24 protein-coding genes and 1 tRNA gene are annotated in these 25,212 nt (G+C 59.3%); 5 read left to right on the top strand and 20 right to left on the bottom strand.

Translation table 11 applies throughout. From position 1 onward, the window contains the following. Nucleotides 1-23 precede the first annotated feature (23 nt). Nucleotides 24-2,039, bottom strand: coding sequence for an excinuclease ABC subunit UvrB (uvrB, locus tag D3Z90_RS07805; RefSeq protein WP_136475194.1), 2,016 nt, complete (start codon nt 2,037-2,039; stop codon nt 24-26). 308 nt (nt 2,040-2,347) lie between these two features. On the opposite strand from uvrB, the gene D3Z90_RS07800 reads away from it, so the two are divergent. Together D3Z90_RS07800 and D3Z90_RS07795 are read left to right on the top strand one after the other, a co-directional pair. Continuing rightward, the gene (locus D3Z90_RS07800; protein WP_136475193.1) at nt 2,348-3,535 is read left to right on the top strand and encodes an amino acid aminotransferase; all 1,188 of its coding nucleotides are present in this window, start codon (nt 2,348-2,350) and stop codon (nt 3,533-3,535) included. A gap of 61 nt (nt 3,536-3,596) precedes the next feature. Beyond that, nucleotides 3,597-3,672 (top strand) — tRNA-Asn (locus D3Z90_RS07795). 90 nt (nt 3,673-3,762) lie between these two features. Here the strand turns inward: D3Z90_RS07795 and D3Z90_RS07790 are convergent. From D3Z90_RS07790 to D3Z90_RS07775, 4 genes are all read right to left on the bottom strand, one after another. Beyond that, complete coding sequence (locus D3Z90_RS07790; RefSeq protein ID WP_136475192.1) at nt 3,763-4,323, bottom strand: DUF1285 domain-containing protein; 561 nt, start codon at nt 4,321-4,323, stop codon at nt 3,763-3,765. A gap of 10 nt (nt 4,324-4,333) precedes the next feature. Continuing rightward, on the bottom strand, nt 4,334-4,939 hold the full coding sequence (locus tag D3Z90_RS07785) for a DUF4823 domain-containing protein (RefSeq protein ID WP_136475191.1): 606 nt from the start codon (nt 4,937-4,939) through the stop codon (nt 4,334-4,336). Nucleotides 4,940-5,005: 66 nt separating this feature from the next. Beyond that, nucleotides 5,006-5,974, bottom strand: coding sequence for a GTP 3',8-cyclase MoaA (locus D3Z90_RS07780; RefSeq protein WP_136475190.1), 969 nt, complete (start codon nt 5,972-5,974; stop codon nt 5,006-5,008). 128 nt (nt 5,975-6,102) lie between these two features. Further along, complete coding sequence (locus tag D3Z90_RS07775) at nt 6,103-6,741, bottom strand: TetR/AcrR family transcriptional regulator (RefSeq protein ID WP_136475189.1); 639 nt, start codon at nt 6,739-6,741, stop codon at nt 6,103-6,105. 72 nt (nt 6,742-6,813) lie between these two features. Here D3Z90_RS07775 and D3Z90_RS07770 point away from each other — a divergent pair, with 72 nt between their 5' ends. Then, nucleotides 6,814-7,947: an aminotransferase class V-fold PLP-dependent enzyme gene (locus tag D3Z90_RS07770; RefSeq protein WP_136475188.1), complete on the top strand. Its 1,134-nt coding sequence runs from the start codon at nt 6,814-6,816 to the stop codon at nt 7,945-7,947. A 235-nt stretch (nt 7,948-8,182) separates the two neighbouring features. On the opposite strand, the gene D3Z90_RS07765 is transcribed toward D3Z90_RS07770, so the two are convergent. The 12 genes from D3Z90_RS07765 to D3Z90_RS07710 form a co-directional block, all read right to left on the bottom strand. Beyond that, nucleotides 8,183-8,965, bottom strand: coding sequence for a TatD family hydrolase (locus D3Z90_RS07765; RefSeq protein ID WP_136475187.1), 783 nt, complete (start codon nt 8,963-8,965; stop codon nt 8,183-8,185). Between the two features lie 41 nt (nt 8,966-9,006). Beyond that, nucleotides 9,007-9,993 carry a DNA polymerase III subunit delta' gene (locus D3Z90_RS07760; RefSeq protein WP_136475186.1) on the bottom strand — a complete coding sequence of 329 codons (987 nt, stop codon included), beginning with the start codon at nt 9,991-9,993 and terminating at the stop codon, nt 9,007-9,009. After that, a complete protein-coding gene (gene tmk / locus D3Z90_RS07755) occupies nt 9,986-10,618 on the bottom strand; it encodes a dTMP kinase (protein ID WP_136475185.1) in 633 nt (210 codons plus the stop codon). The genes D3Z90_RS07760 and tmk overlap by 8 nt, the downstream gene beginning before the upstream one ends. Nucleotides 10,619-10,637: 19 nt before the next feature. Further along, nucleotides 10,638-11,780: an endolytic transglycosylase MltG gene (gene mltG / locus D3Z90_RS07750; RefSeq protein ID WP_136475184.1), complete on the bottom strand. Its 1,143-nt coding sequence runs from the start codon at nt 11,778-11,780 to the stop codon at nt 10,638-10,640. Between the two features lie 3 nt (nt 11,781-11,783). Beyond that, entirely contained in the window at nt 11,784-12,599 is an 816-nt protein-coding gene (gene pabC, locus D3Z90_RS07745; protein WP_136475183.1) for an aminodeoxychorismate lyase, read from the bottom strand. After that, nucleotides 12,599-13,843, bottom strand: a complete 1,245-nt coding sequence (gene fabF, locus D3Z90_RS07740) for a beta-ketoacyl-ACP synthase II (protein WP_136475182.1) — start codon at nt 13,841-13,843, stop codon at nt 12,599-12,601. The genes pabC and fabF overlap by 1 nt, the downstream gene beginning before the upstream one ends. Before the next feature lie 104 nt (nt 13,844-13,947). Further along, nucleotides 13,948-14,184 (bottom strand): acyl carrier protein, encoded by a 237-nt coding sequence (gene acpP / locus D3Z90_RS07735; protein WP_003175607.1) that lies wholly within the window; start codon nt 14,182-14,184, stop codon nt 13,948-13,950. Nucleotides 14,185-14,379: 195 nt separating this feature from the next. Further along, entirely contained in the window at nt 14,380-15,120 is a 741-nt protein-coding gene (gene fabG, locus D3Z90_RS07730; protein ID WP_136475181.1) for a 3-oxoacyl-ACP reductase FabG, read from the bottom strand. 16 nt (nt 15,121-15,136) lie between these two features. Beyond that, on the bottom strand, nt 15,137-16,075 hold the full coding sequence (fabD, locus tag D3Z90_RS07725) for an ACP S-malonyltransferase (protein ID WP_136475180.1): 939 nt from the start codon (nt 16,073-16,075) through the stop codon (nt 15,137-15,139). Between the two features lie 129 nt (nt 16,076-16,204). Further along, entirely contained in the window at nt 16,205-17,215 is a 1,011-nt protein-coding gene (gene plsX, locus D3Z90_RS07720) for a phosphate acyltransferase PlsX (protein ID WP_136475179.1), read from the bottom strand. Between the two features lie 3 nt (nt 17,216-17,218). Continuing rightward, nucleotides 17,219-17,401, bottom strand: coding sequence for a 50S ribosomal protein L32 (gene rpmF / locus D3Z90_RS07715; RefSeq protein ID WP_010223221.1), 183 nt, complete (start codon nt 17,399-17,401; stop codon nt 17,219-17,221). 13 nt (nt 17,402-17,414) lie between these two features. Next, nucleotides 17,415-17,942 carry a YceD family protein gene (locus D3Z90_RS07710; RefSeq protein WP_136475178.1) on the bottom strand — a complete coding sequence of 176 codons (528 nt, stop codon included), beginning with the start codon at nt 17,940-17,942 and terminating at the stop codon, nt 17,415-17,417. 95 nt (nt 17,943-18,037) lie between these two features. On the opposite strand from D3Z90_RS07710, the gene D3Z90_RS07705 reads away from it, so the two are divergent. After that, nucleotides 18,038-18,616: a nucleoside triphosphate pyrophosphatase gene (locus D3Z90_RS07705; protein ID WP_136475177.1), complete on the top strand. Its 579-nt coding sequence runs from the start codon at nt 18,038-18,040 to the stop codon at nt 18,614-18,616. Nucleotides 18,617-18,687: 71 nt separating this feature from the next. On the opposite strand, the gene D3Z90_RS07700 is transcribed toward D3Z90_RS07705, so the two are convergent. The 3 genes from D3Z90_RS07700 to rluC are packed head-to-tail and all read right to left on the bottom strand — an operon-like array spanning nt 18,688 to nt 21,301. Beyond that, the gene (locus D3Z90_RS07700; protein WP_136475176.1) at nt 18,688-19,671 is read right to left on the bottom strand and encodes a S49 family peptidase; all 984 of its coding nucleotides are present in this window, start codon (nt 19,669-19,671) and stop codon (nt 18,688-18,690) included. A gap of 6 nt (nt 19,672-19,677) precedes the next feature. Further along, entirely contained in the window at nt 19,678-20,355 is a 678-nt protein-coding gene (locus D3Z90_RS07695; protein WP_136475175.1) for an HAD family hydrolase, read from the bottom strand. Next, on the bottom strand, nt 20,345-21,301 hold the full coding sequence (gene rluC, locus D3Z90_RS07690) for a 23S rRNA pseudouridine(955/2504/2580) synthase RluC (RefSeq protein ID WP_136475174.1): 957 nt from the start codon (nt 21,299-21,301) through the stop codon (nt 20,345-20,347). The genes D3Z90_RS07695 and rluC overlap by 11 nt, the downstream gene beginning before the upstream one ends. A gap of 746 nt (nt 21,302-22,047) precedes the next feature. Here rluC and rne point away from each other — a divergent pair. Continuing rightward, entirely contained in the window at nt 22,048-25,146 is a 3,099-nt protein-coding gene (gene rne / locus D3Z90_RS07680; protein ID WP_136475173.1) for a ribonuclease E, read from the top strand. Nucleotides 25,147-25,212: the final 66 nt, after the last annotated feature.

The raw sequence follows: 25,212 nt of genomic DNA, 5'->3' as shown, positions 1-25,212 counted from the left end.
GCCAGAGCCCCGCGATAGCGCCGTCAGGCGGTGATCATGCGCTCGCGTAGCGCGGCAATCTCGTCGCGCATCTGCGCTGCGGCCTCGAACTCCAGGTCGCGCGCCAACTGATACATCTTCTCTTCCAGGGCCTTGATGCGCTTGGCAATCTCACCAGGGGTGCGCAGTTCGGCTTCGTAGCGCGCGCTCTCTTCGGCCGCCTTGGCCATGCCCTTGCGCTTCTTGCTGCGCGAACCTGGCACGCTGGCGCCTTCCATGATGTCGGTGACATCCTTGACCACGCCCTTGGGCACGATGCCATTGGCTTGGTTGAACGCAATCTGCTTATCACGACGGCGCTCGGTTTCGCCGATAGCCCGCTCCATGGAGCCGGTCATTCTGTCGGCGTAGAGAATCGCCCGACCATTGAGGTTTCGCGCCGCACGGCCAATCGTCTGGATCAAGGAGCGCTCGGAGCGCAGGAAGCCCTCCTTGTCGGCATCCAGCACGGCTACCAGCGACACCTCCGGCATATCCAGGCCCTCGCGCAACAGGTTGATCCCGACCAGCACGTCGAACGTCCCCAAGCGCAGATCGCGAATAATCTCGACGCGCTCGACAGTGTCGATGTCCGAGTGCAGGTAGCGTACCCGGACGTCGTGATCGGCAAGGTAATCCGTCAAGTCTTCGGCCATGCGCTTGGTCAGCGTCGTCACCAGCACACGCTCTTCCAGCGCCACGCGCTTACGGATTTCCGAAAGCAGGTCATCGACCTGAGTCGTTGCCGGGCGCACCTCGATCTGGGGGTCCACCAGGCCGGTCGGACGCACCACTTGCTCCACGACCCGCCCCGCATGTTCAGCCTCATAAGGCCCAGGAGTGGCGGAAACGAAAATAGTCTGCGGACTCACACTTTCCCACTCGTCGAAACGCATCGGCCGGTTGTCCAGCGCCGAAGGCAAGCGGAAGCCGTACTCCACCAGGGTTTCTTTACGCGAACGGTCCCCCTTGTACATCGCCCCTACCTGCGGAACGCTGACGTGGGACTCGTCGATGACCAGCAGCGCATCGGCAGGCAAATAATCGTAGAGCGTCGGTGGTGGCGCTCCGGCCGGACGACCAGAGAGGTAGCGCGAGTAGTTTTCGATGCCATTGCAGTAACCAAGCTCGAGGATCATTTCCAAGTCGAAGCGCGTACGCTGCTCCAGACGCTGAGCCTCGACCAGCTTGTTGGCCTTGTGCAGATACTCAAGGCGTTGCTGCAGCTCTTCCTTGATGCCCTCGACTGCTTCGAGCAAAGTTTCCCGCGGGGTTACGTAGTGGCTCTTGGGATAAAAGGTGAAGCGCGGCAACTTGCGGATCACCTCACCGGTCAGCGGGTCGAACGCGGCAATATTCTCGACCTCATCATCGAACAGTTCGATGCGGATGGCTTCCAGGTCCGATTCAGCCGGGAATATATCGATCACATCACCACGCACCCGGAAAGTCGCGCGGGCAAAGTCCATCTCGTTGCGGGTGTACTGCAGGTCGGCCAGGCGGCGCAGCAAGGCGCGCTGATCGAGTTTGTCACCACGATCAACGTGCAAGACCATCTTCAAGTAGGTTTCCGGGCTACCCAAGCCATAGATACAGGACACCGTGGTGACGATAATCGCATCACGACGCTCCAACAGCGCCTTTGTCGCCGACAGACGCATTTGTTCGATGTGATCGTTTATCGACGCATCTTTCTCGATGAAGGTGTCCGAGGAAGGCACATAGGCTTCGGGCTGGTAGTAGTCATAGTAGGAAACGAAGTATTCCACCGCGTTGTTTGGAAAGAACGCCTTGAACTCGCCATACAACTGCGCCGCCAGGGTCTTGTTCGGCGCCAATACCAGGGTGGGTCGCTGCACTCGAGCAATGACGTTGGCAATACTGAATGTCTTGCCCGAACCGGTCACGCCGAGCAGCGTCTGGTGCGCAAGGCCTGCCTCGATACCCTCGACCATCAAGCGAATGGCTTCAGGCTGGTCGCCTGCCGGCTGGAAACGGGTAACGAGCTGAAACTCGGACATGACAAACCTCTGTGTTATCGCGACGTATTCATCGCAGGCGCGGACAACTGTATCTATAAACAGTATTTATACCCAAATAGTGGTCGTGAGCGCCAGTTTCAACGCAATGTCATGGGTATTTCTGATTATGGACCGGTCAATTCGACTAACGGTCGAAAAATATTCTGCGAAACAACAGTAAAAGCTGCGTCAACCTGTCGCCGTGACCGATGGGTATCACTATACTGACTCCCCGTTTGTGCACCGCTCTAGTGCATCCGACTGGAGCGTGCGACCCCTATCACTCTCCATTCAGAGCCAAGGTAATAATGAGCCTGTTTTCCGCTGTCGAGCTGGCACCACGCGACCCCATTCTGGGCCTCAACGAAGCTTTCAACGCCGATACCCGTAGCAACAAGGTCAACTTGGGTGTTGGTGTGTACTGCAACGAAGAAGGGCGTATCCCACTGCTGCGCGCAGTGATCGAAGCCGAAACCCAGCGTGCTGCGCAGCACGCTTCCCGCGGTTACTTGCCGATCGATGGCATCGTCGCTTACGACCAGGCCGTGCAGAAGCTGCTGTTCGGCGCAGAGTCGCCGCTGCTCGCCGCAGGCCGGGTTATCACCACCCAAGCTGTCGGCGGTACCGGCGCGCTGAAAATTGGTGCCGACTTCCTCAAGCAACTGTCGCCCAACGCCGTCGTTGCAATCAGCGACCCAAGCTGGGAAAACCACCGCGCCCTGTTCGAAACCGCCGGTTTTCCGGTACAGAACTATCGCTACTACGACGCCGCCACCCACGACGTCAACCGCAGCGGTATGCTCGAAGACCTCAACGCCCTACCGTCGGGCTCGATCATTGTGCTGCACGCCTGCTGCCACAACCCGACCGGGGTCGACCTCAGTGCAGACGACTGGAACAACGTTCTGGACGTCGTCAAAGCCAAGGGCCACATTCCGTTCCTGGACATGGCTTATCAGGGCTTCGGTGACGGTATCGCCAAAGACGCCGCTGCAGTACGCCTGTTCGCCGAGTCGGGCCTGAACTTCTTCGTCTCCAGCTCGTTCTCGAAGTCGTTCTCGCTGTATGGCGAACGCGTCGGTGCACTGTCCATCGTCACCGATTCGAAAGAAGAAAGCACCCGCGTGCTGTCGCAAGTCAAACGCGTAATTCGCACCAACTACTCCAACCCACCGACCCACGGCGCGAGCATCGTTGCTGCCGTGCTCAACAGCCCTGAGCTGCGCGACATGTGGGAAACCGAGTTGGGCGAAATGCGCCAGCGTATCCGTGGCATGCGCAATCAGATGGTCGATCTCCTCAGCGCCAAGGCAGACTTCAGCTTCGTCGGTCGCCAGCGCGGCATGTTCTCCTACTCGGGCCTCAGCATTGAGCAAGTCGCCCGCCTGAAGAACGAATTCGGCATCTATGCACTGGATACCGGCCGTATCTGCGTTGCTTCGCTCAACCAGAACAACATCGAAGTCGTGACCAACGCGATCATCGAAGTTCTGTAAGCATGAATTGCCAAGGGGAGGCTTGACTTCCCCTTAGCAATCAGTAAGATACGCCACAGATTCCGCGATAGCTCAGTCGGTAGAGCAAATGACTGTTAATCATTGGGTCCCAGGTTCGAGTCCTGGTCGCGGAGCCAAACACCTGAAAAACCTCCAGTTGCGCTAAGCACTGGAGGTTTTTTCGTTTTGGGCAGGCTCATGCTCATGAGCCCGCCCCGCCCGTGGTATCAGCTACGGCCAATGGGGTAAAACACCCCACCACTCCATACCCCCAGCCATTCCTGCCCGTCGATCTGCTTCGGCACAGCCAGTTCCACCAACTGATAAAACACGTTGCGATGAATCAACGCTTCCAGATTCTGGCGCATGTGCACATAAGGCGACGGCTCCTGGGTTTGCGCATCGATCTCAAAACGCAACGGGTGCTCGGGCCCTGCCTCCACCTGATCTTCGACATTGCTGGTGAACTTCAGTACCTGCTGCTCTCCCGCCCCCTGCACATCCAGGGCCACCGCCACGAAGGGCACGTCATCGACCTGAATGCCGACCTTCTCCACCGGCGTGACCAGAAAGTAGTCATCGCCATCGCGGCGGATAATGGTAGAGAACAGCTTGACCATCGGCTTGCGCCCGATCGGCGTACCCAGGTAATACCAGGTGCCGTCACGGGCGATGCGCATATCGATATCACCACAGAAGTCCGGATTCCACAGATGCACCGGCGGCAAGCCCTTTTCGTCCTTTGGAATTTGCGCCAGTAGATCAATGGCCTTACCGGTATCCGTCATCACCTGCTCCTTAACGACTCATGCCTAAAAGGCTACGAGCGTAATCCTCAAGGGGTGGGCCGAGCAAATCTTCTGGCTTGTTGTCATGGAACGTCAGCAATCCGCCACGCGTGTTGATGCGCGTGGTGTCGATCAGGTACCGAGTACTGGTTTCAATCAGCATCAACTGCACCACGCCGGTATCCACACCCAGGCGGTCGACCGCTTGTTCGTCGTACCACTCGTCGCCATTGCCAATGCGATCGTCAGTGCGCGCGAAGCGGGCATAAAGCAGGTAATGGGCACCTACCCCGCGCGCCTCAACCAAGGCCTGCTCCAGCCCCAAGGGGCCTTGAGCGCGACGGACCATGGGGAAGTACTCGATAAAGCCCTTGAACGCCTCCTCGGCCACGACGTTGGGCCGTGGATAGGGACCCTTGCCTGGCGGGACGAATGCACCCTGGCCAATGTAAATGAATGAATCCGGCTGCAGGCGCACCGACAGCGAACGACGGGTGTCGCTATGATCGAGCAAACCAGCATCGCTCATGTGATAACGGACGCCCTCGCCCATATCGCTGACATTCATGCAGCCACCCAGCGCGATGAGCGCGAGCAGCACAACCAGGCTACGCATCTATCCTCCAATGGCCGGTGACGGAAAACCGGCGAATGGCCGACAGATGCAGCTTTTGCGCCAGTCTTAGCCGCCGATGATTTTCATCACCGTCGCCCCACCGGAAAACGCCAGCGCCTGCTTGTCACCCAGGGCCTTGAGCAGCAACCCTTGCAAGGCCGGCAACGCCTGATGGCGCGGTTTATCGAGCAGGTCGCCGACATAGTGACGGTTGTTCGAGGAGAGGCAGCCATGCAACCAGCCGGTGGAAGACAGGCGCAAGCGCGAACAGGTGCGACAGAAAGGCACGCTTTCGTTAGCGATGACGCCAAAGTAGCCGCGCCCGGGAATTTGATAGCGCAATGCGGTGGCATCGACCGGTGCATTGGCCTGCAGGTATTCGTAACGCTCGGCAATTAACTGCAGCAGGTGATCGAGGCCGACAAATTGCTGCAGGAATGCATTGCTGTCGCGCGCCAGGTGACCCATGCGCATCAACTCGATAAAGCGCAACTCGTAACCGCGATCAAGGCAGTAATCCAGCAGCGGCACGACCTGATCGAAGTTCTGCCCGCGCAAAGGCACCATGTTGACCTTGATTTTCATCCCGGCCGCACTCGCCTGCTGCATACCGTCGAGTACCGTTGCAAGGTCTCCACCGCGAGCGATGCGACGAAAGGCGTCGGGATCGAGCGTATCGAGGGAAACATTCAAACGCCGTATGCCCACCTCTCGCAGCAGGGGCAACTTGCGCGAGAGCAACTGACCATTGGTGGTCAAACTGATTTCATCCAGGCCAAGACCTGCGACCGAGGTCAGAAAGGATTCGAGCTTTGGGCTGACCAGCGGTTCGCCCCCGGTGACGCGCAAACGTTCGATACCAGCGGCTTCGATCAGATAGGCAACGCCTCGGGCCATGGCCTCGGCAGATAACTCGTCCTGAGCCGCCACCAGACGCTTGCCGTCGGGTACGCAATAGGTGCAGGCATAATTGCAGGCAGCAGTCAGGCTGACACGCAAGTTGCGAAAACGCCTGCCTTGGCGATCGACGATCATTGAGGTGACTCCGGCATGGATGAATCGGGCCTGCAAAACCTGACTCAAAAATCAGGTTTTTGCAAGCCTCTTGCAAGAGTATAGGCCTCAAGCCTCATCGCAAGCGGGCTTGCGCCCGAAGCAAGGCGTCAGTTGCCAGCAGGATCCGGGTCGCGCTTGCGCTTGTTGCCCATGCGCACACCGATGTCCATCAGGAACTGGAAGAAACCTTCCTGATCTTCCAGAACATTACTCCAGAACGGCGAGTGATACAGCGCTACGGCGCCATGTACCAGCGCCCAGGCGGCGCAATAATGGAAGTACGGCGGCACGTCTTCGAGCTTGCCTTCGCTGATACGCCCCTTGATGAGCAAGGTCAGACGCTCGAAGTTGGAGGCACGGATCTTGTGCAACTCTTCGACCATCTCAGGCACCTGGTTGCCCTTGACCACCTTTTCTTCGAGACGATCGAACAAGCGATAGCGTTGCGGATCGCGCATACGGAATTCGAAGTAGGCACGCGACAGGGCTTCCTTGTCGCGATCAACATCGGCAGAGTGCAACAGTTCGTTCAAATCGCGCTCGTAGTCGAGCATCAGGCGCAGGTAGATCTCCGCCTTGGATTTGAAATGCTTGTAGATCGTGCCTTTGCCGATACCGACTGCATCAGCGATCATCTCGACGGTGACACTGTCTTCACCCTGTTCGAGAAACAGCTTTAGCGCGGTATCGAGAATCTCTTGCTCACGGCGACGAAACTCACGGACCTTACGAGGTTCTTTCTGCATAAGAAGGACTGGATCAAAATCGAAGCCGGTTATTATGCCTAACTTGCGCCAAAATGCACGGATCATCCAACCATGTCTATGTTTCTTGATGAATTTGCACAGGCTCCGGGCCTTCGCTACCTGAATCATGCCGCGGTCGCACCTTGGCCCAAAAGGGCCAGCCAGGCGGTCTCACGCTTCGCTGACGAAAACGTTTTCCTCGGTGCCAGGGACTATCCCCAGTGGATGGTCATGGAGCAACGCCTGCGAGAACGCCTGATGCGCCTGACCAACGCGCCATCGATCGACGACATCGCCTTGGTCAAGAACACTTCCGAAGCACTCTCGTTCGTGGCCTTCGGTCTCCAGTGGCAGGTAGGCGACCAGATCGTCATCAGCGATGAAGAATTCCCTTCCAATCGCATCGTCTGGGAAGCCTTGGCCGACCAAGGCGTGCACGTGATTCAGGTAAGCCTCAAGGGACAAGACCCGGAGGCCGACCTGCTCGCCGCATGCGGCGACCGGGTGCGCTTGCTGGCCATCAGTGCGGTGCAATTTGCCAGCGGCCTGCGCCTGGACCTGGTCCGACTTGGCCAAGGCTGCCGCGAACGCAAGGTGCTGTTCTGCATCGACGCCATCCAGCAGTTGGGTGCCCTGCCCTTCGACGTCCAGGCCTATCAGTGCGACTTCGCCATGGCCGATGGTCACAAATGGATGCTTGGCCCTGAAGGCCTTGGGGTTTTCTATTGCCGCGAGGACATTCGCCCGCAGCTCAAACTGAGCGAGTACGGCTGGCACATGCTTGAGCATATGGGGGACTACACCCGCAGTGACTGGAAGCCCGCTCATAGCGCCCGCCGCTTCGAATGTGGCAGCCCGAACATGCTCGGCGCGGCCGCGCTGGATGCCAGTTTGTCACTGCTGGAAGAAATCGGCATGCAGCAGGTGTCCGCGCTCGTGGCAGAGCGAGTGCAATGGCTCTACGAAGGGCTGTCTGCCATTCCCGGCGTACGCTTGCACAGTCCGCAAGACCCACAACGCCGCTCTGGCATTGTGTCGTTCAGCATTGCCGGAAAGGATAACGCCAAGGTTTATCAGCAACTCAATCAGGAACAGGTGGTGTGCATTCCTCGCGGGCCTGGCGTGCGTTTTTCCCCGCATTTCTATACCACTAAACAGATAATCGACGAAACTTTGCTAATCGTGCGCCAGATTGCAGAGCGATGAGCGATCAGCAGCGGTGGGCGTATTCCAAATCTGTTTAAAAAACGAGCAACCACCGCTGGCAGCCAGCCAATCCTGGCCAATACTTCAGGTGTTGGCGCGACGCATCCCCCCAAGTGGCGCGCCGATAAAGGTGCTCAGGGACCGCGTACCTTTGTTTTACTCCTAATGGTCTTAACCCGGATTCACCCCCCAGAACCCGGGTTTTTTTTGCCTGTCGTTCAGCCTTGCCAGCCGCTCAGCTCACCCGCGCGAGGGGGAACAAACGCTTGAAGTTCGCCGTGGTCTGCTCAGCCAACTGCTCATAGCGCTCCCCGCGCACCATCGCCACGAACTCTGCCACTTCGCGCACATACTGCGGAAGGTTCGCTTTGCCGCGATAGGGAATGGGCGCCAGGTAAGGTGAGTCGGTTTCCACCAACAGGCGGTCGACCGGCACCTGGCGGGCGACATCGCGCAAGGCATCGGCGTTGCGGAAGGTGACGATACCGGACAGCGAGATGTAATAGCCCAGGTCCAGCGCGGCCTTGGCCATATCCCAGTCTTCGGTGAAGCAATGCAGGACACCCGCCTGGCTCAAGTCCGCTTCCCGCAGCAGGGCCAGCGTGTCTGCGCGCGCTGCACGGGTATGAATGATGACTGGCTTGCCGGTCGCCTGCGCGGCCTGCAGGTGCAAGCGAAACGAGTCCTGCTGAACCTGGGCAGCTTCAGGCTCATAGTGATAGTCCAACCCGGTTTCGCCGATGGCCACTACATGGGGGTGTTCCAGCTCCTTGAGCAGCCAGTCGAGCGGCGGCGCGCCATCCGGCGTCAAGTCCAGAGGATGGATACCCACCGAGCAGTCCACGTCGCTGTAGCGCTCGCTCAGGTCCTTGACAGCCTGGGCGTTGTCGGCACTGACGCCGATGCACAAAAAGTGACCGACGCCGCGCGCACGGGCAGCATCCAGGGCCGCGTCAAGCGAGCCTTGGTGGGCAGTTAGATCGAGACGATCGAGGTGGCAATGGGAATCTACAAGCATGGGCACATCACAACACTAAAAAAATTAAGGGGCCGTGCGACTCAACGCTGGCCGGGCAACATGGCCCAGGACGCCAGTAAAGCCTCAAGCAAAAGCACGCGGTTGAGGTTGGCCTTGGCCAGGACTTTCTGACGCTGGGCAAGGATCCAGTCCTGCATTTCCAGAACCTTGTTCTGGCCACTCTTCTGCGCCAGGTACTGAACCACCTTGCGCATGTCATTCAAGCCTAAACCTTCCTCGTCCTCGGTCAACTGATAGCGCAGAACCAGGTTGGACCAGTCGCAGAACCAGTCGAACAGTTGCAACAACGGAATGCTGCTCCAGGCCTCGGCCAGTTGACTGGGGGACTGTTGCTGCTTGAGCAGCTTCTTCACGCCATCAACCACCAGCGCACGCTGCTCTCGTACACCCTGAGCCTGCAGACTGACCGCCGCCAGGGGCGAACCTGCAGCTAGGCTTAGCAACTCAAGGCGTTCCTGCTCATCGCACTCAGGCAATGCCGTGTTCAGCCACGCCAGACTTTGCCCGGCATCAGGCAACGGGCAGGCCTGCTGCACGCAACGACTCTTGATGGTTGGCAGCAATCGGCTGGGCTGGTGGCTGACCAGGAGCAAAATGGTGCTGCCCGACGGCTCTTCCAGGCTCTTGAGCAAGGCGTTGGCAGCATTGATGTTCATCGCCTCGACCGGCTCGATCAACACCACCTTGCGCCCACCCAACTGCGCGGTCTGAACCACAAAGGACACCAAGTCACGCACCTGATCGACCTTGATGGGCTTGTCAGCCTCCTCCGGCTGCAACACATAGTTGTCCGGGTGGCTGCCGGCTGCGAGCAACAGGCACGATTTGCACTGCCCACATGCCTCCAGGCCGGCGGGTCGCTGACACAGCAACAGCGCCATCAGGCGCTCAGCCAGGGCGCGCTTGCCAATGCCTTGTGGCCCATGCAACAGATAAGCGTGAGCATGCTGGGTTCGCCCAGCCAGTTGCTGCCACAGGGCCTGCTGCCAAGGGTAGGCTTCAGCCACGGCAACGTTCCAGTATCTGCGGCATCAAGGCATCAAGCGCCTGCTGCACCTGAACCAGTGACTGCGCGGCATCAATCAGCTTGTACTGTTGCGGGGTTGCCTGGGCGCGCGCCAGATAGGCCTGACGCACAGCCTCGAAGAAAGCCTGGCCTTCCTGTTCGAAGCGATCCAGACGACCACGGGCCGCCGCCCTGGAGAGACCGATTTCCACCGGCAGATCGAACACCAGGGTCAAGTCGGGGCGCAGTGCACCTTGAACAAAATTCTCAAGCGTGGCGATACGCTCCAGCGACAAGCCACGACCACCGCCCTGGTAGGCGTAGGTCGCATCAGTGAAGCGATCACAGAGCACGATGGCGCCACGCGCCAAGGCCGGACGAATCACTTCTGCCAGATGCTGGGCACGGGCGGCAAACACCAGAAGCAGTTCGGTGTCGGCGTTCATTTTTTCGTCGCTAGGGGCCAGCAGCAATTCGCGAATTCGCTCGGCCAGCGGCGTGCCACCCGGCTCACGGGTCAACACTACATCCAGGCCCTGGGCACGCAGGCGCTCGGCCAGGTATTCGCGGTTGGTGCTTTTGCCTGCCCCTTCGGGACCTTCCAGGGTGATAAACAAGCCGGTCACAGGCAGTCCTTACGATTGATCATTGCGGTGAGGTCTCAGGGGCAGGTGCCGACGGCTCAGGCTCCGGCTCAGGATTGGCCTCAGTGGGTTCCTGGGTCTTTGGTTCGACCTCAGGCTCGGATTCGATCACAGGTGCCGGGCTGGAACGGTAATCAGCACGACGCTTGATCTGGTACTCGCGAACCGCCGAATTGTGGGCATCCAGGTCGTCGGAGAAAACATGGCTACCATCGCCACGAGCGACAAAGTACAAGCTGGTGCCCGGCGCCGGATTCAATGCAGCATGGATGGCCTCACGCCCGACCATGGCGATCGGCGTCGGCGGCAGGCCAGCATTGGTGTAGGTGTTGTACGGCGTCGGCTGGCGCAGATCGGCACGGGTAATCTTGCCATTGTAGCGCTCGCCCATGCCGTAGATTACCGTCGGGTCAGTCTGCAGCAGCATGCCCAGGCGCATGCGGCGCACGAACACCCCGGCTATCTGACCGCGCTCTTGCGGTACGCCAGTTTCCTTCTCTACCAGCGAAGCCATGATCAACGCCTGATAAGGATCACGATAGGGTAAGTCAGCGGCCCGCTCCGCCCACTCCTTGGCCAATACTTCATCGAGACGTGCGTAGGCCTGCTGGAGGAACTCTACGTCGGACATGCCCCGTACAAAACGGTAGGTGTCCGGAAAAAAGCGCCCTTCCGGAAAAACCCCGGGGTGACCGAGCTTATCCATCACCTCGGCATCGCTGAGGCCGTCGAGTGTCTGTTTGATTTTTTCGTGCTTGGCCAACGCCGAGCGAACCTGGCGGAAATTCCAGCCCTCGACCAAGGTCAGGCTGTACTGCACGACATCGCCACGGCGCCAGACCTCGAACAGGTCGCGCACGGTCATGCCGGGTGTCATACGGTACTCGCCGGTATGCAACGGCACCCCAACCATATTGAAACGCCAGTACAGGCGCAGCCAGAAGGCGTCATCCAGCAGGCCTTGGCTTTCCATGCGGTAGAACATGCGATTGGGGTTGGTACCGGTAGGCACGTCAAGCAGTTGCTCCTGACTGACGTGCAGGGTCTGCTCAAGCGCCGAGTTCACTTTCCAGGCCGAAAACCCCAGGACCAGGCCTGCCAGGATCAATCCGGTCTCCAGCAGCACCAAGAATTTACGTCTCACGAATCAATTATCCAGTAGCGTACGGGCAATGGCCTGCAGTTTACGGGTGAGCGGACCCGGCGACCAGTTCAGCGATACAAATGCACACACAGGCCAGATCCCGTAGACGCTGTTGCAAAGAAACACTTCATCGGCCTGCTCCAGGTCCTGCAGGGTTAAATCGGTAATGCGTACCGGGATCGCAGCCAATGCAGCCTGCTCAAGCAAGGCGGCGCGCATCACTCCCGCCACGCCACAACGGCTCAGATCAGGCGTCAGCAGTTCACCGTTACGGACCAGGAAAAGATTGCTGTAGACCCCTTCCACCAACCGCCCCGACGTATCGCGCATCAAGCCTTCGGCGTACTCGGCACCTTGCCACTCGGCACGTGCCAGCACCTGCTCGAGGCGATTGAGATGCTTGAGGCCGGCCAAAAGCGGTTGCTCTGCAAGACGAGTGGTGCAGGCAAACAGCCGAACACCCTGTTCGGCATGCTGGGCAGGGTATGCGGGTAACGGACTACCCTGAAGGATGCGTCGTGGTTGCGCCCCCACAGCAGACGCGTAGCCGCGCTGGCTGTCACCCCGAACGAGCATGAATTTGAGCACGCCATCACCGAGCAAGCTGGCATAGCGGCTCAACTCTTCGCGAATCAGCGCGTGATCGGCGCTGATTGCCAGGCGCTGGCAACCCAGCGCGAGACGTTGAAGATGATGGTCGAGCAACGATGGCCGCCCGGCCCTGACGGCAATGGTCTCGAACAGACCATCGCCGTAGGCCAACGCACGACTTTGCAGATTGACTGCATCTGCCGGCAGACCATCGATCCAGCTGTGCATCAATCGGCGAACCGGCGGAACACCAGCGAGCCATTGGTACCGCCAAAACCGAAGGAGTTGGACAGCACGATATCGATCGGCATGTTGCGCGCCTCGTGCGGCACGAAATCCAGATCACAACCGGCGTCCGGCTCATCGAGGTTGATCGTCGGCGGCGCCACCTGTCCATTGATAGACAGCACACTGAAAATTGCCTCTACCGCACCGGCCGCGCCCAGCAGGTGGCCAGTCATTGACTTGGTCGAGCTGACGGCCAACTTGTAGGCATGATCGCCAAACACTGTCTTGAGTGCCGACGACTCAGCCAGGTCACCGGCTGGCGTGGAGGTACCATGAGCGTTGACGTAGTTCACCTGATCAGGGTTCAGGCCGGCATCTCGCAGAGCGTTGACCATGCAACGCGCCGCACCGCTGCCATCTTCTGGCGGTGAAGTCATGTGATAGGCGTCACCACTCATGCCAAAACCAACCAGCTCGGCATAGATGGTTGCCCCACGCGCCTTGGCGTGCTCAAGCTCTTCAAGCACCAGAGCACCAGCACCGTCGGCGAGGACAAAACCATCCCGGCCCTTGTCCCACGGACGGCTTGCGCGCGTCGGGTCGTCATTGCGGGTCGACAGCGCACGCGAGGCACCAAAGCCGCCCATGCCCAGACCGCAGGCCGCCATTTCCGCGCCGCCGGCAATCATCACGTCGGCTTCACCGAAAGCGATGTTGCGCGCCGCCATACCGATACAGTGGGTACCCGTGGTGCAGGCCGTTGAAATGGCGTAGTTAGGTCCCTGTACACCCAGGTGGATCGACAGGAAACCGGAAATCATGTTGATGATCGAACCCGGCACGAAGAACGGCGAAATGCGCCGAGGGCCTTGCTCGTGCAGAGTCCGGCTGGTTTCTTCGATATTGGTCAGGCCACCGATACCTGAGCCCATGGCTACGCCAATGCGCTCACGGTTGGCGTCGGTCACTTCCAGGCCGGCGTTGCGCACTGCCTGAAAACCGGCTGCCAGGCCGTACTGTATGAACAGATCGAGCTTGCGGGCTTCCTTGACCGACAGGTACTGCTCAACCTCGAAGCCCTTTACCGAGCCGCCAAAACGGGTGGAGTAGGCAGTCAGGTCCGTATGTTCAATCAGACCTATGCCACTGCGGCCAGCCAGAATGCCCTGCCAACTGCTCGGCACATCCGTGCCCAGTGGCGACAGCATACCCATACCGGTGACCACGACGCGTCTACGCGACACAGCACTCTCCTTATTCAATTGACTTCATCTCTTGTAAAGAAAAAACCGCACGCCGGCGAAGGCAGTGCGGTTTTTCCATGACAAGAAGCGACGACTACAACGTCTTAAGCCTGGTGGCTGGTGACGTAGTCGATAGCAGCTTGAACAGTAGTGATCTTCTCAGCTTCTTCGTCAGGGATTTCGGTCTCGAATTCCTCTTCCAGAGCCATCACCAGCTCAACGGTGTCAAGGGAATCGGCACCCAGATCTTCAACGAAGGAAGCGGTGTTCACAACTTCTTCTTCTTTAACGCCCAGTTGCTCGGCGACGATTTTCTTGACGCGTTCTTCGATGGTGCTCATACCTTGTTTTCACTCCTAATGGACATATGTCAGGCGGCTGGCCGGTGTGTAAGTGTATAGAAAGACGTCTGCTTTTCAAGCGCAACACGCCTCGCCAGACCACACCTGCCAACCGACTAGAATCTGGTTGCAGCTTTATAACGGATTTTAGACAGCTCGTATGACATTTTTTTGAAGCAATCCGTCACATTAGATTTACATGTACATGCCGCCGTTGACCGGAATGGTCGCGCCAGTCACGTAGCCTGCGCCTTCAGAGGCCAGGAAAGCCACCACATTGGCGATCTCCTGAGCCTGGCCCAGACGCCCCAGGGGAATCTGAGTCTGCAGTGCTTCGCGCTGAGCTTCTGGAAGTTCGCGGGTCATGTCGGTATCAATGAAACCGGGAGTCACCGAGTTCACAGTAATCGAGCGCGAGCCCACTTCACGGGCCAGCGCACGGCTGAAACCTTCCAGGCCAGCCTTGGCTGCCGCATAGTTTACCTGCCCGGCGTTGCCCATGGCACCCACTACCGAACCGATGCTGATGATACGACCCCAGCGCGCCTTGGTCATGCCACGCAGGACGCCCTTGGACAGACGGTAGAGACTGTTGAGGTTGGTGTCGATGACATCGAACCACTCGTCGTCCTTCATGCGCATCATCAGGTTGTCGCGGGTGATACCGGCGTTGTTGACCAAAATGGCCGGCGCACCGAACTGCTCCTGGATCTTGGCCAGGGTAGCGGTGACAGACTCGTCGCTGGTCACGTTCAATTCCAGGCCGGTACCGTTGATGCCGTGCTCCTTGAGGGTCGCAGCGATGCGCTCGGCGCCCGATGCGGAGGTGGCAGTACCGATTACGGTAGCGCCAAGACGGCCCAGTTCCAGGGCGATAGCCTGGCCAATACCACGGCTGGCGCCGGTAACCAGGGCAACTTTACCTTGCAGGCTCATGCAAGCTTCTCCTAAATCAGGCCAGCGCCGCGCGGGTGGCGGCGACAGCATCCGGGGTGTTGAGGTTGTAGGTGGTCACGCCGTCGGCGCAACGCTTGTTCAGGCCAGCCAGGACCTTGCCTGGGCCGCACTCGACTAGCTGTACCGCACCGTTGGCGGCCAAGGTCTGCACACACTCGACCCAACGCACCGGCTTGTACAGCTGCTCCAGCAGGTCACGCTTGAGCGTATCGAGATCGGCAGCTACGGCGGCGCTAACGTTCTGTACAACAGGAATTTGCGGGACCTGCCAGTCAATGGCATTGACGCTCTCGGCGAAACGCTCGGCAGCCGGGCGCATCAGCTCGCAGTGCGATGGAACGCTCACCGGCAATGGCAGTGCACGCTTGGCGCCCTTGGCCTTGCACGCTTCCATGGCGCGTTCGACTGCTGCCTTGGCCCCGGCAATTACCACCTGCCCCGGCGAGTTGAAGTTGACTGCGCTGACCACTTCGCCCTGAGCCGCTTCGGCACAAATGGCGACGACGTCAGCGTCGTCCAGGCCGAGAATCGCAGCCATGGCACCCTGCCCGGCCGGAACGGCCTCCTGCATGAGCTCGCCACGGCGCTTGACCAGCTTCACGGCGTCGCCAAGGCTCAGGCTGCCAGCAGCAACTAGAGCGCTGTACTCGCCCAGGCTGTGGCCGGAAACGAAAGCAGGGCGCGCACCACCTTCGGCCAACCACAAGCGCCACAGCGCAGTGGAAGCAGTAAGAATGGCCGGCTGGGTTTTGTCGGTTTGGTTGAGTTGCTCTTCCGGACCGTTCTGGGTCAGTGCCCAGAGGTCATAGCCCAGAGCCTCGGAGGCCTCGCGGAAGGTATCAATGACCAGCGGATACTGGGCGCCCAGCTCGGCAAGCATACCGAGGGACTGCGAACCTTGACCGGGAAAGACGAATGCGAGGGATGCAGACATTGAACAAGCCCCTAATGATCTTGTCGTCGGAAATTAAGCGCCCAGCAATCGACTGAGCGCAAGAAACTGAAAACTTGGATGGTAACGAAGACCAAGCGGTCACATTTAACCACTTCCCAAGCCATATGCCTAAAGCAACAAGTCTTCCAAACGGCCATGCAGACGCTGCGGAAGGTTCTCCTGAATCTCGATCAAAGCACGTTGGATAGCACTCTGAAAGCCCTGCACACCTGCAGAACCATGACTCTTGATAACGATCCCCTGCAGCCCTAGAAAGCTTGCGCCATTATGTCGCGCCGGCGCCAGATCGGCCTGCAGACGCTTGAGCAGCGGCATTGCCACAGCACCAGCAAGACGCGCGCCGATACCGCCCTTGAACAAGGCCTCGATGCGCGAGGCGATCATCGTCGCCAGACCTTCACTGGATTTGAGCAGGATGTTACCAACGAACCCGTCGCAGACCACCACATCCGCTTCGCCGCGATACAGGCCATCACCTTCGACAAAGCCTATGTAGTTAAGCCCGCGGGCATTCTGCAGCATGCTGGCGGCGAGCTTGACTTGCTGATTACCCTTGATGTCTTCGGTGCCGACATTGAGCAACGCCACGCGTGGCCGGGAAATACCCAAAGCCTGCGCAGCCACGGAGCCCATGACAGCGAACTGAAAAAGATTGTCCGCACTGCAATCAACATTGGCACCCAGGTCGAGCAACTGACAGTAGCCCGTCTGCGTAGGAATGGCCGCGACCATGGCCGGGCGATCGATACCTGGGAGGGTCTTGAGCACGTAACGCGACAGCGCCATCAGCGCACCCGTGTTACCTGCACTGACGCAGGCCTGAACCTTGCCATCACGCAATAATTCCAACGCCACACGCATGGACGAATCTGGTTTTCCGCGCAACGCCTGGGACGGCCGCTCATCCATGCCGATCACTTCGCTAGCTGCAACAATTTGCAGGCGCGCGCGATCCGCTGCCGACTGGCCAGCAATGAGATCTTCAAGGAGAGAGGGTTGACCGACAAGGGTCAGGTGTAACGAGGGAGTAGCCGATAGACAAGCAATACTTGCCTGAACAATGCTGCGGGGACCGAAGTCCCCGCCCATTGCGTCAATCGCGATGATCTGAGCGGACAAGGATTACTCGTCAGCGCCCTTGTCGATCACTTTACGACCACGGTATACGCCTTCTGGCGATACGTGGTGACGCAGGTGTACTTCACCAGTGGTTTTCTCTACGGACAGAGCGTTTTCCGAGAGAGCATCGTGCGAACGACGCATGTCACGGGCAGAGCGGGATTTTTTGTTCTGCTGAACAGCCATAATTGATTAACTCCTAAACGTTTGGGTCACGCTTTAACTGCGCCAATACACTGAACGGGTTGGACCGTGTTACCTCGTCCTTGCTCGGTTCGGGCTCATCGGCGCCCGCCGGCTGCTGGCATTCTTCCGGATGATGAGCAGGCACGATGGGCAAGGCAAGCAAAAGCTCTTCCTCGACCAAGGCCTGCAGATCCAAAGGATCTTCGCCCAGTTCCAGCACGTCATAACCTTTCGGCAACGACTGGGTATTCGCACCCTCCTTCACCACAGCGTAAGTACTTTCGCTGTGGATCGGCAGGGTGACCAGCTCAAGACAACGCTGGCAAACCATTTTGACCTCGACGCTCAGTTCGGTGTGGATAACCACAGCCTTCTGCTCGTCTCGCTCAAAATCGAATTTAGCCTGCACCGTACCGACATTGTCGGAAAGCGGGTCGCAGAGTCTCTCCAAATCGGCGAGCTGCAGCGTTCCTTCGAGAGAAACACCACGATCGGCCAATTTGCGCGGGTCAACGTGAGGTGGAATCGGGTCATTCAACATAGGCGCAGCATTCTAGGGATGCCCCCCGCCCCTGTCAAAGGAAATTCGGTTCCGTTCAGCATGTTAGAATCGTTTCACCTGCCCAGGAGTTTACCATGCTGCCTTTATTACTGGCTTCCAGCTCACCGTACCGGCGTGAATTGCTTGAACGCTTGCGCCTCCCTTTCAGCTGGGCGTCCCCTGATATCGACGAACAGCGCCTGCCCGACGAGCCCGCCGCAGACCTAGTGAAGCGCCTGGCCCGGGAAAAAGCCATGGCCCTTGCCACCAGCCATCCCGACCACCTGATCATCGGCTCCGACCAGGTTGCCGTGCTCGGCGAACAAATACTTGGTAAGCCACACACCTTCGAGCGGGCCTGCGAGCAATTACTGGCCGCCAGCGGTAACCATGTCACCTTTCTCACCGGCCTGGCGCTTCTCAACAGCAAGACCGGCGACTGCCAGGTCGACTGCATCCCCTTCACCGTCAATATGCGCGAACTGGACCTGGCCCGCATCGAGCGCTATTTGCGCGCCGAAGAGCCCTACGACTGCGCTGGCAGCTTCAAGGCCGAGGGCTTGGGCGTCAGCCTGTTCCAGAGCACCCATGGCGTAGACGCCACCAGCCTGGTGGGCCTGCCACTGATCCGTCTGGTAGACATGCTGTTGAGCGAAGGCGCCTGCCTCCCCTGACTCGCTGCATGTCGTACAAGTCGCACAATATAAAAAGCCGGCACCAAGGCCGGCTTTTCACTCAATGCGCCTCAGCGCAACGATGGCCCCTGAAAGCCCATCCACATTGCCAGGCGCTCGGCAATGCTGGTGCCCAGGCGCTTGGAGAAACGGTCGAAGGGTGACTCTTCAACCGTGAAGTCGACCAACTCCTTTTCACCCACCACCTCACGCGCCACGTAACTGGCACTCCCCAGCCCATCAACCAGCCCCAGCGCCACGGCTTGCTCGCCAGACCAGATCAGGCCACTGAACAGCTCAGGGTGTTCCTTGTCCTTCAAGCGCTCACCACGGCCCTGCTTGACGCTGGCAATGAACTGCTTGTGCGTGGTTTCCAGCACACCCTGCCAGAACGCGGTTTCCTCGGGCTTTTGCGGCTGGAACGGATCGAGAAACGCCTTGTGCTCGCCCGCCGTATAGGTGCGCCGTTCGACACCGAGCTTCTCCATGGTACCGACAAAACCGTACCCAGCCGCAGTAACACCAATGGAACCGACCAGACTGGCCTTGTCGGCGTAGATCTGATCTGCAGCGCTGGCAATGTAATACGCGCCGGAAGCCCCCAGATCACTGATCACCGCATACAGTTTGATATCCGGATACTCAGCCCGCAGACGACGAATTTCGTCATAGATGTAGCCCGACTGCACAGGACTGCCGCCTGGACTATTGATACTCAGAATGACCGCCTTGGTCTTCGCGTCCTTGAAGGCTTCGCGCAAGCCACCCACGATATTGTCGGCACTGGCAGGCTCCTGATCGGCAATCACGCCGCGCACCTCAACCACCGCAGTGTGATTGACGCTGCGTGAAGCGGCTTTGTCCATGCTCGTCAGCGGGCTGAACAAGGCCAGAATGCCAAACAGGTAGGCAAAGGTCAGCAACTTGAAAAAGATGCCCCAACGCCGCGCCCGGCGCTGCTCCTGCACCCCCGCCAGAAGGGTTTTTTCCAACAGCTTCCAGCTTTTCTGATCTTCGCCGCTTTCGGCGCTTGGCGCCTTCCATTCGTCAGCCATGCTCACCTACCTTGGAATTGCTGCCGCAGGCGACCGGCTCAGCCAGGCCTGCAAATGTGAAAAGTGATCAATACAGACCTGCGGCCCGAATGCGCCCAGCGCTTGCGGCGACATGGCGCCATAGCCAACGGCCACCGAATGCATGCCGGCGTTGCTCGCCATCAACAAATCAAAGGCCGAATCGCCAACCATCAGCGCACGACCCGGCTCGACCTGGCAATGCAGCAGTATTTCCTCGAGCATCTGTGGATGAGGCTTGCCACGGGTCTCATCGGCAGCGCGGGTGATATCGAAATAATCCTGCCAACCATTGGCCCGCAACACCCGATCCAACCCGCGTCGAGCCTTGCCCGTCGCTACCGCCAGACGGTAGCCCTGGAGACGAAATGACTCCAACGATTCCACCACACCTTCGAACAGGGGCGACGGCTGCTGATCAAGAGTCATGTAGACATCAGCATAGTGCTGCCGAAACACCGCCACCTGATCGTCACTCAAGTGCGGATACAAGGTGCTGATGGCTTCAGGCAGCGCCAGGCCGATAATGCCCTTGACGGCGTCATCAGCGCAGACTGCATGTCCGGCACGCCCGGCAGCCACATGCATTGCCTCGACGATACGCCCGATTGAATCAGCCAGGGTGCCGTCCCAATCGAAGATCAGCAGATCGTAATCACGCCGCACTCAAGCGCTCCACAGTCTTGGACCACATTTCATCAACCGGCGCCTCGAGCTTGAGCTCACCACCGTCAGGCAGTGGCACGGTCAGCGCATAGGCGTGCAGAAACAGGCGCTTGCCACCCAGGTCGCGGATTTCTCGACTGAAGTCTTCATCACCATATTTGCTGTCACCGGCAATGCAATGACCGGCATGCAGGGCATGAACACGGATCTGGTGAGTACGCCCCGTGATCGGGCGCGCCTCGACAATGGTGGCGAATTCACCGAAACGACGCAGGACGCGGAACAGCGTGAGCGCCTCCTTGCCCTCGTCATTGACCTCGACCATGCGCTCGCCGGAACGCAGGTTGCTCTTGAGCAAGGGCGCATTAACTTGTTTCTTCGCCGTGGCCCAATGGCCGCGGACCAGGGCCATGTAGCGCTTATCGACGCCATCACCGCGCAACGCCGCATGCAAGTGGCGCAACATGCTGCGTTTCTTGGCGATCATCAGCAGGCCCGAGGTGTCGCGATCCAGACGATGGACCAGCTCCAGCTCCTTGGCATCTGGGCGCATCTGACGAAAGGCTTCGATCACACCAAAATTGAGGCCGCTACCGCCGTGCACGGCGATACCTGCGGGTTTGTTCAATACGATCAAGGCCTTGTCTTCGTAGACAATCGCTGCCTCCAGGCGCTGAAGCAAGCCCTGGGCCACCGGTACAGGCTCATCGCGCTCAGGCAGACGAACGGGCGGTACGCGCACGATATCGCCAGCCTGCAACTTGTACTCAGGCTTGATCCGCCCCTTGTTCACACGCACTTCGCCTTTACGCAAAATACGGTAAATCAAGGTCTTGGGCACACCTTTGAGCGCAGTGATGAGGAAGTTATCGATTCGTTGCCCGGCAAGTTCCGGGGCGACCTCTATCAGCTGGACGCCGGAGGTCGGAGGGGTGTTAGTCGTCATTTGCCAATCATAACAATTTTTTATGGATTTGAAGCACTTAATGATTGCTGCTATAGTCGCGAACGCCGCCAAAAGCGGCTGGCCAGCGGACTCACGGCTTTTAGCCGGCCCTGACCGACGCAAAATCTCGAGGACGCGAGGCCGTCCGACGGGGCTTTTGCCAGTTTACAGAGTTGCCTGGAATCGCCACCAGCGCCGTGCAGAGAAGACCGATAAAAAACGACAAGAGCGGTGTTTTGCCCTCCCCCATGTTTTTTTCGATGCCACTCTGTCAGTGCCGTCAGTTTCACGCAGTCATGGTGAAAGCTTCGGAAATACCAGCCTTGAACATACAAAGGCGCGGGCTCCCGTATGGAGCTGGCGAAAATGCAACCCGTTGCGGATTCAGCGCGCGGCAGCACCCGAATTATCAGGGATACGTGTAGGGTGGAGATGCACAACCGTCGGACCGTGTAGTACTGCGTTCAGTCCATAGGCCTCCTGGCCTGGCGACCGGACCCGGTCTTGATCAAGATGCCCCCGGGGCGTCCACGGCCGAAGGCTGATTCCTCCTCCTGTCTGAGTGCATTTGACACCACAGCAAGCAGGACGCGTCGTCGCGACTTCGGCAGTACTGGGTTACCAGTCTGGCTCGACAGTCGCTGGACACGGGGGTGGCCCGCCACCCCTTGCGCACCTGACACCGACCGTGAGAAGTCGTGTGTGCCGAACGCCGTTTCCGGCAGCCCGGAAACCGACGGTATTACATGAAAAGAATGCTGATTAACGCGACTCAACCTGAAGAGTTGCGTGTAGCTCTGGTAGACGGCCAACGTCTCTACGACCTGGACATCGAGTCTGGTGCGCGCGAGCAAAAGAAGGCCAACATCTACAAAGGCCGGATCACCCGGATCGAACCTAGCCTGGAAGCCGCCTTCGTCGACTTCGGCTCCGAACGTCACGGCTTTCTGCCGCTGAAGGAAATCTCCCGCGAATACTTCAAGAAGTCCCCGGAAGGCCGGGTGAACATCAAGGAAGTACTCAGCGAAGGCCAGGAAGTCATCGTCCAGGTCGAGAAGGAAGAGCGCGGCAACAAAGGCGCAGCCCTGACCACCTTCATCAGCCTCGCCGGTCGCTACCTGGTACTGATGCCAAACAACCCGCGTGCCGGTGGCATTTCCCGCCGTATCGAAGGTGAAGAGCGCAATGAATTGCGCGAAGCCCTGAACGGCCTGGTTGCCCCTGCCGACATGGGTCTGATCGTACGTACTGCTGGCCTTGGCCGCAGCAGCGAAGAAATGCAATGGGACCTGGACTACCTGCTGCAACTGTGGACTGCCATCAAAGAGGCCTCCCAGGACCGCGCTGCGCCTTTCCTGATCTACCAGGAAAGCAACGTCATCATCCGCGCCATTCGCGACTACCTGCGCCAGGACATCGGCGAAGTGCTGATCGACAGCATCGACGCCCAGGAAGAAGCCCTGACGTTCATCCGCCAGGTGATGCCGCAGTACGCCAGCAAGATCAAGCTGTACGAAGACAGCGTCCCGCTGTTCAATCGCTTCCAGATCGAAAGTCAGATCGAAACTGCCTTCCAACGCGTGGTCGAACTGCCGTCTGGCGGCTCGATCGTTATCGACCCAACCGAAGCACTGGTGTCCATCGACATCAACTCGGCACGCGCCACCAAAGGTAGCGACATCGAGGAAACCGCACTGCAGACCAACCTGGAAGCGGCTGAAGAAATCGCCCGCCAGCTGCGCCTGCGTGATATCGGTGGCCTGATCGTCATCGACTTCATCGACATGACCCCAGCCAAGAACCAGCGCGCCGTCGAAGAAAAGGTCCGCGAATGCCTGGAAGCCGACCGCGCCCGCGTACAAGTCGGCCGCATTTCGCGCTTTGGCCTGCTGGAGATGTCTCGTCAGCGTCTGCGCCCTTCCCTCGGCGAAAGCAGCGGTATCGTTTGCCCACGCTGCAGCGGTACCGGCATCATCCGTGACGTCGAATCGCTGTCGCTGGCTATCCTGCGCCTGATCGAAGAAGAAGCCCTGAAAGACCGCACCGCCGAAGTTCGCGCCCAAGTGCCGATTCCAGTTGCAGCCTTCCTGCTCAACGAAAAACGCAACTCGATCACCAAGATCGAACTGCGCACCCGCGCTCGCATCGTCATTCTGCCGAACGACCATCTGGAAACCCCACACTTCGAAGTGCAGCGTCTGCGCGACGACAGCCCGGAAGCCCAGAGCAGCCAATCCAGCTACGAAATCGCCGCAACCGAGACCGAAGAGGCTCAGCCAACTGCCGCGACTCGCACCCTGGTTCGCCAGGAAGCTGCGGTCAAGACCGCTCCAGCGCGTGCCAATGCACCGGTTCCGACCGCTCCAGAGCAACCTGCCGCTCCGGCCCACGTCGCGCCTGAACCAAGCCTGTTCAAAGGCCTGGTCAAGTCGCTGGTCAGCCTGTTCGCCGGCAAGGACGAACCTGCTGCAGCGCCTGTAGTTGCCGAGAAGCCGACCACCGAGCGCCCACAGCGCAACGAAGAACGCCGTAACGGTCGCCAGCAGAGCCGCAACCGCAACGGCCGTCGCGATGAAGAGCGCAAGCCACGCGAAGAGCGCGCACCGCGTGAAGAGCGTCAACCACGCGAAGCGCGTGAAGAAACCCAGGCCCGCGAAGAGCGCGCACCACGTCAACCTCGCGAAGAACGCCAGCCTCGCGCCCCGCGTGAAGATCGCCGTACTCGCGAAGAACGCCCGGTCCGCGAACTGCGCGAAGCACTCGACACCGCTACCCCGGCAGTGCGCGAAGAGCGCCCTGAGCGTGCTCCACGTGAAGAGCGCCAGCCGCGTGAAGAACGCGCACCCCGCGAAGAACGTACGCCTCGTGAAGAGCGCGCGCCTCGCGAAGAACGTGCCCCGCGTGAAGAGCGTCAACCACGCCCACCACGTGAAGAACGCCAGCCAAGCCCGGCTATCGAAACCGCTGAAGCGGCTGAAGAGCAACTGCCTAACGAAGAACTGCTGCAGGACGACAACCAGGAAGGCACCGAGGGCGAACGCCCACGTCGCCGCTCCCGTGGCCAGCGTCGCCGCAGCAACCGTCGTGAGCGCCAGCGTGACGCCAATGGAAATGTGCTTGAAGGCTCCGAAGACGGCGCTGAAGAAGGCAACGAGCCTACCGGGGCCGAACTGGCAGCCGGCCTGGCCGTTACCGCTGCAGTTGCAACCAGCAACATCAGCGCTGATGCCGAAGCCCAGGCCAACGTCCAGGCAGAGCGCGCGACTGCTGCCGTTGAAGAAGCAGCTCCAGTGATTGCCCCAGCAACCACTGAGGTCGTTCCTGCAGAAACGGTTGAAGCGGTCGAGCCAGCAGCAATCGAACCGGTTGTGGTTGAAGCACCGAAACCAGTTGTAGCCGAGCAAGCAAGCATTGCTCCAGTTGTTGAGCAACCGGTCAGCGAGCCTGTGGCAGTCGTTGAGCCACGCGTTGAGCCGGTTGTCGAAGCGGTTGCCGAGCAAGCAGTTGAAGCGCCGGTTGAAGTTGCTGTTGTGGCAGAGCCCGCTGTCGAAGCACCACGCGCGCCAGAAGTTGTTCAGGCGCCTGTAGTCGAAGCTGAAGCAGCCCAACCAGTCGCCAGCGAACCAGCACCTGCTGTTGAGGAATCTACCCCTGCTGCCGAGCCAGTGGTGGTCGAAGCCCCGGTGATGCTGCCAAACGGCCGCGCACCAAACGATCCTCGCGAAGTACGTCGCCGCAAGCGTGAAGCTGAAGCAGCCGCCGCAGCCGCAGCCGCCAAGGCAGCAGAAGTCGAGCAGCAACCTGAAGCGCTGGACACTGCAGAAGAGCAAAAACCGCTCGTCTGAGCTGCGCTGAAATGAAAAGCCCCGCCAGGTAACTGGCGGGGCTTTTTATTGCCGCTATGAATGCAA

The organism is Pseudomonas sp. DG56-2 (assembly GCF_004803755.1).
Taxonomy (GTDB): domain Bacteria; phylum Pseudomonadota; class Gammaproteobacteria; order Pseudomonadales; family Pseudomonadaceae; genus Aquipseudomonas; species Aquipseudomonas auratipiscis.
The sequence above is the reverse complement of the archived record's forward strand: the minus strand, read 5'-3'. Positions and strand labels throughout refer to the sequence as shown.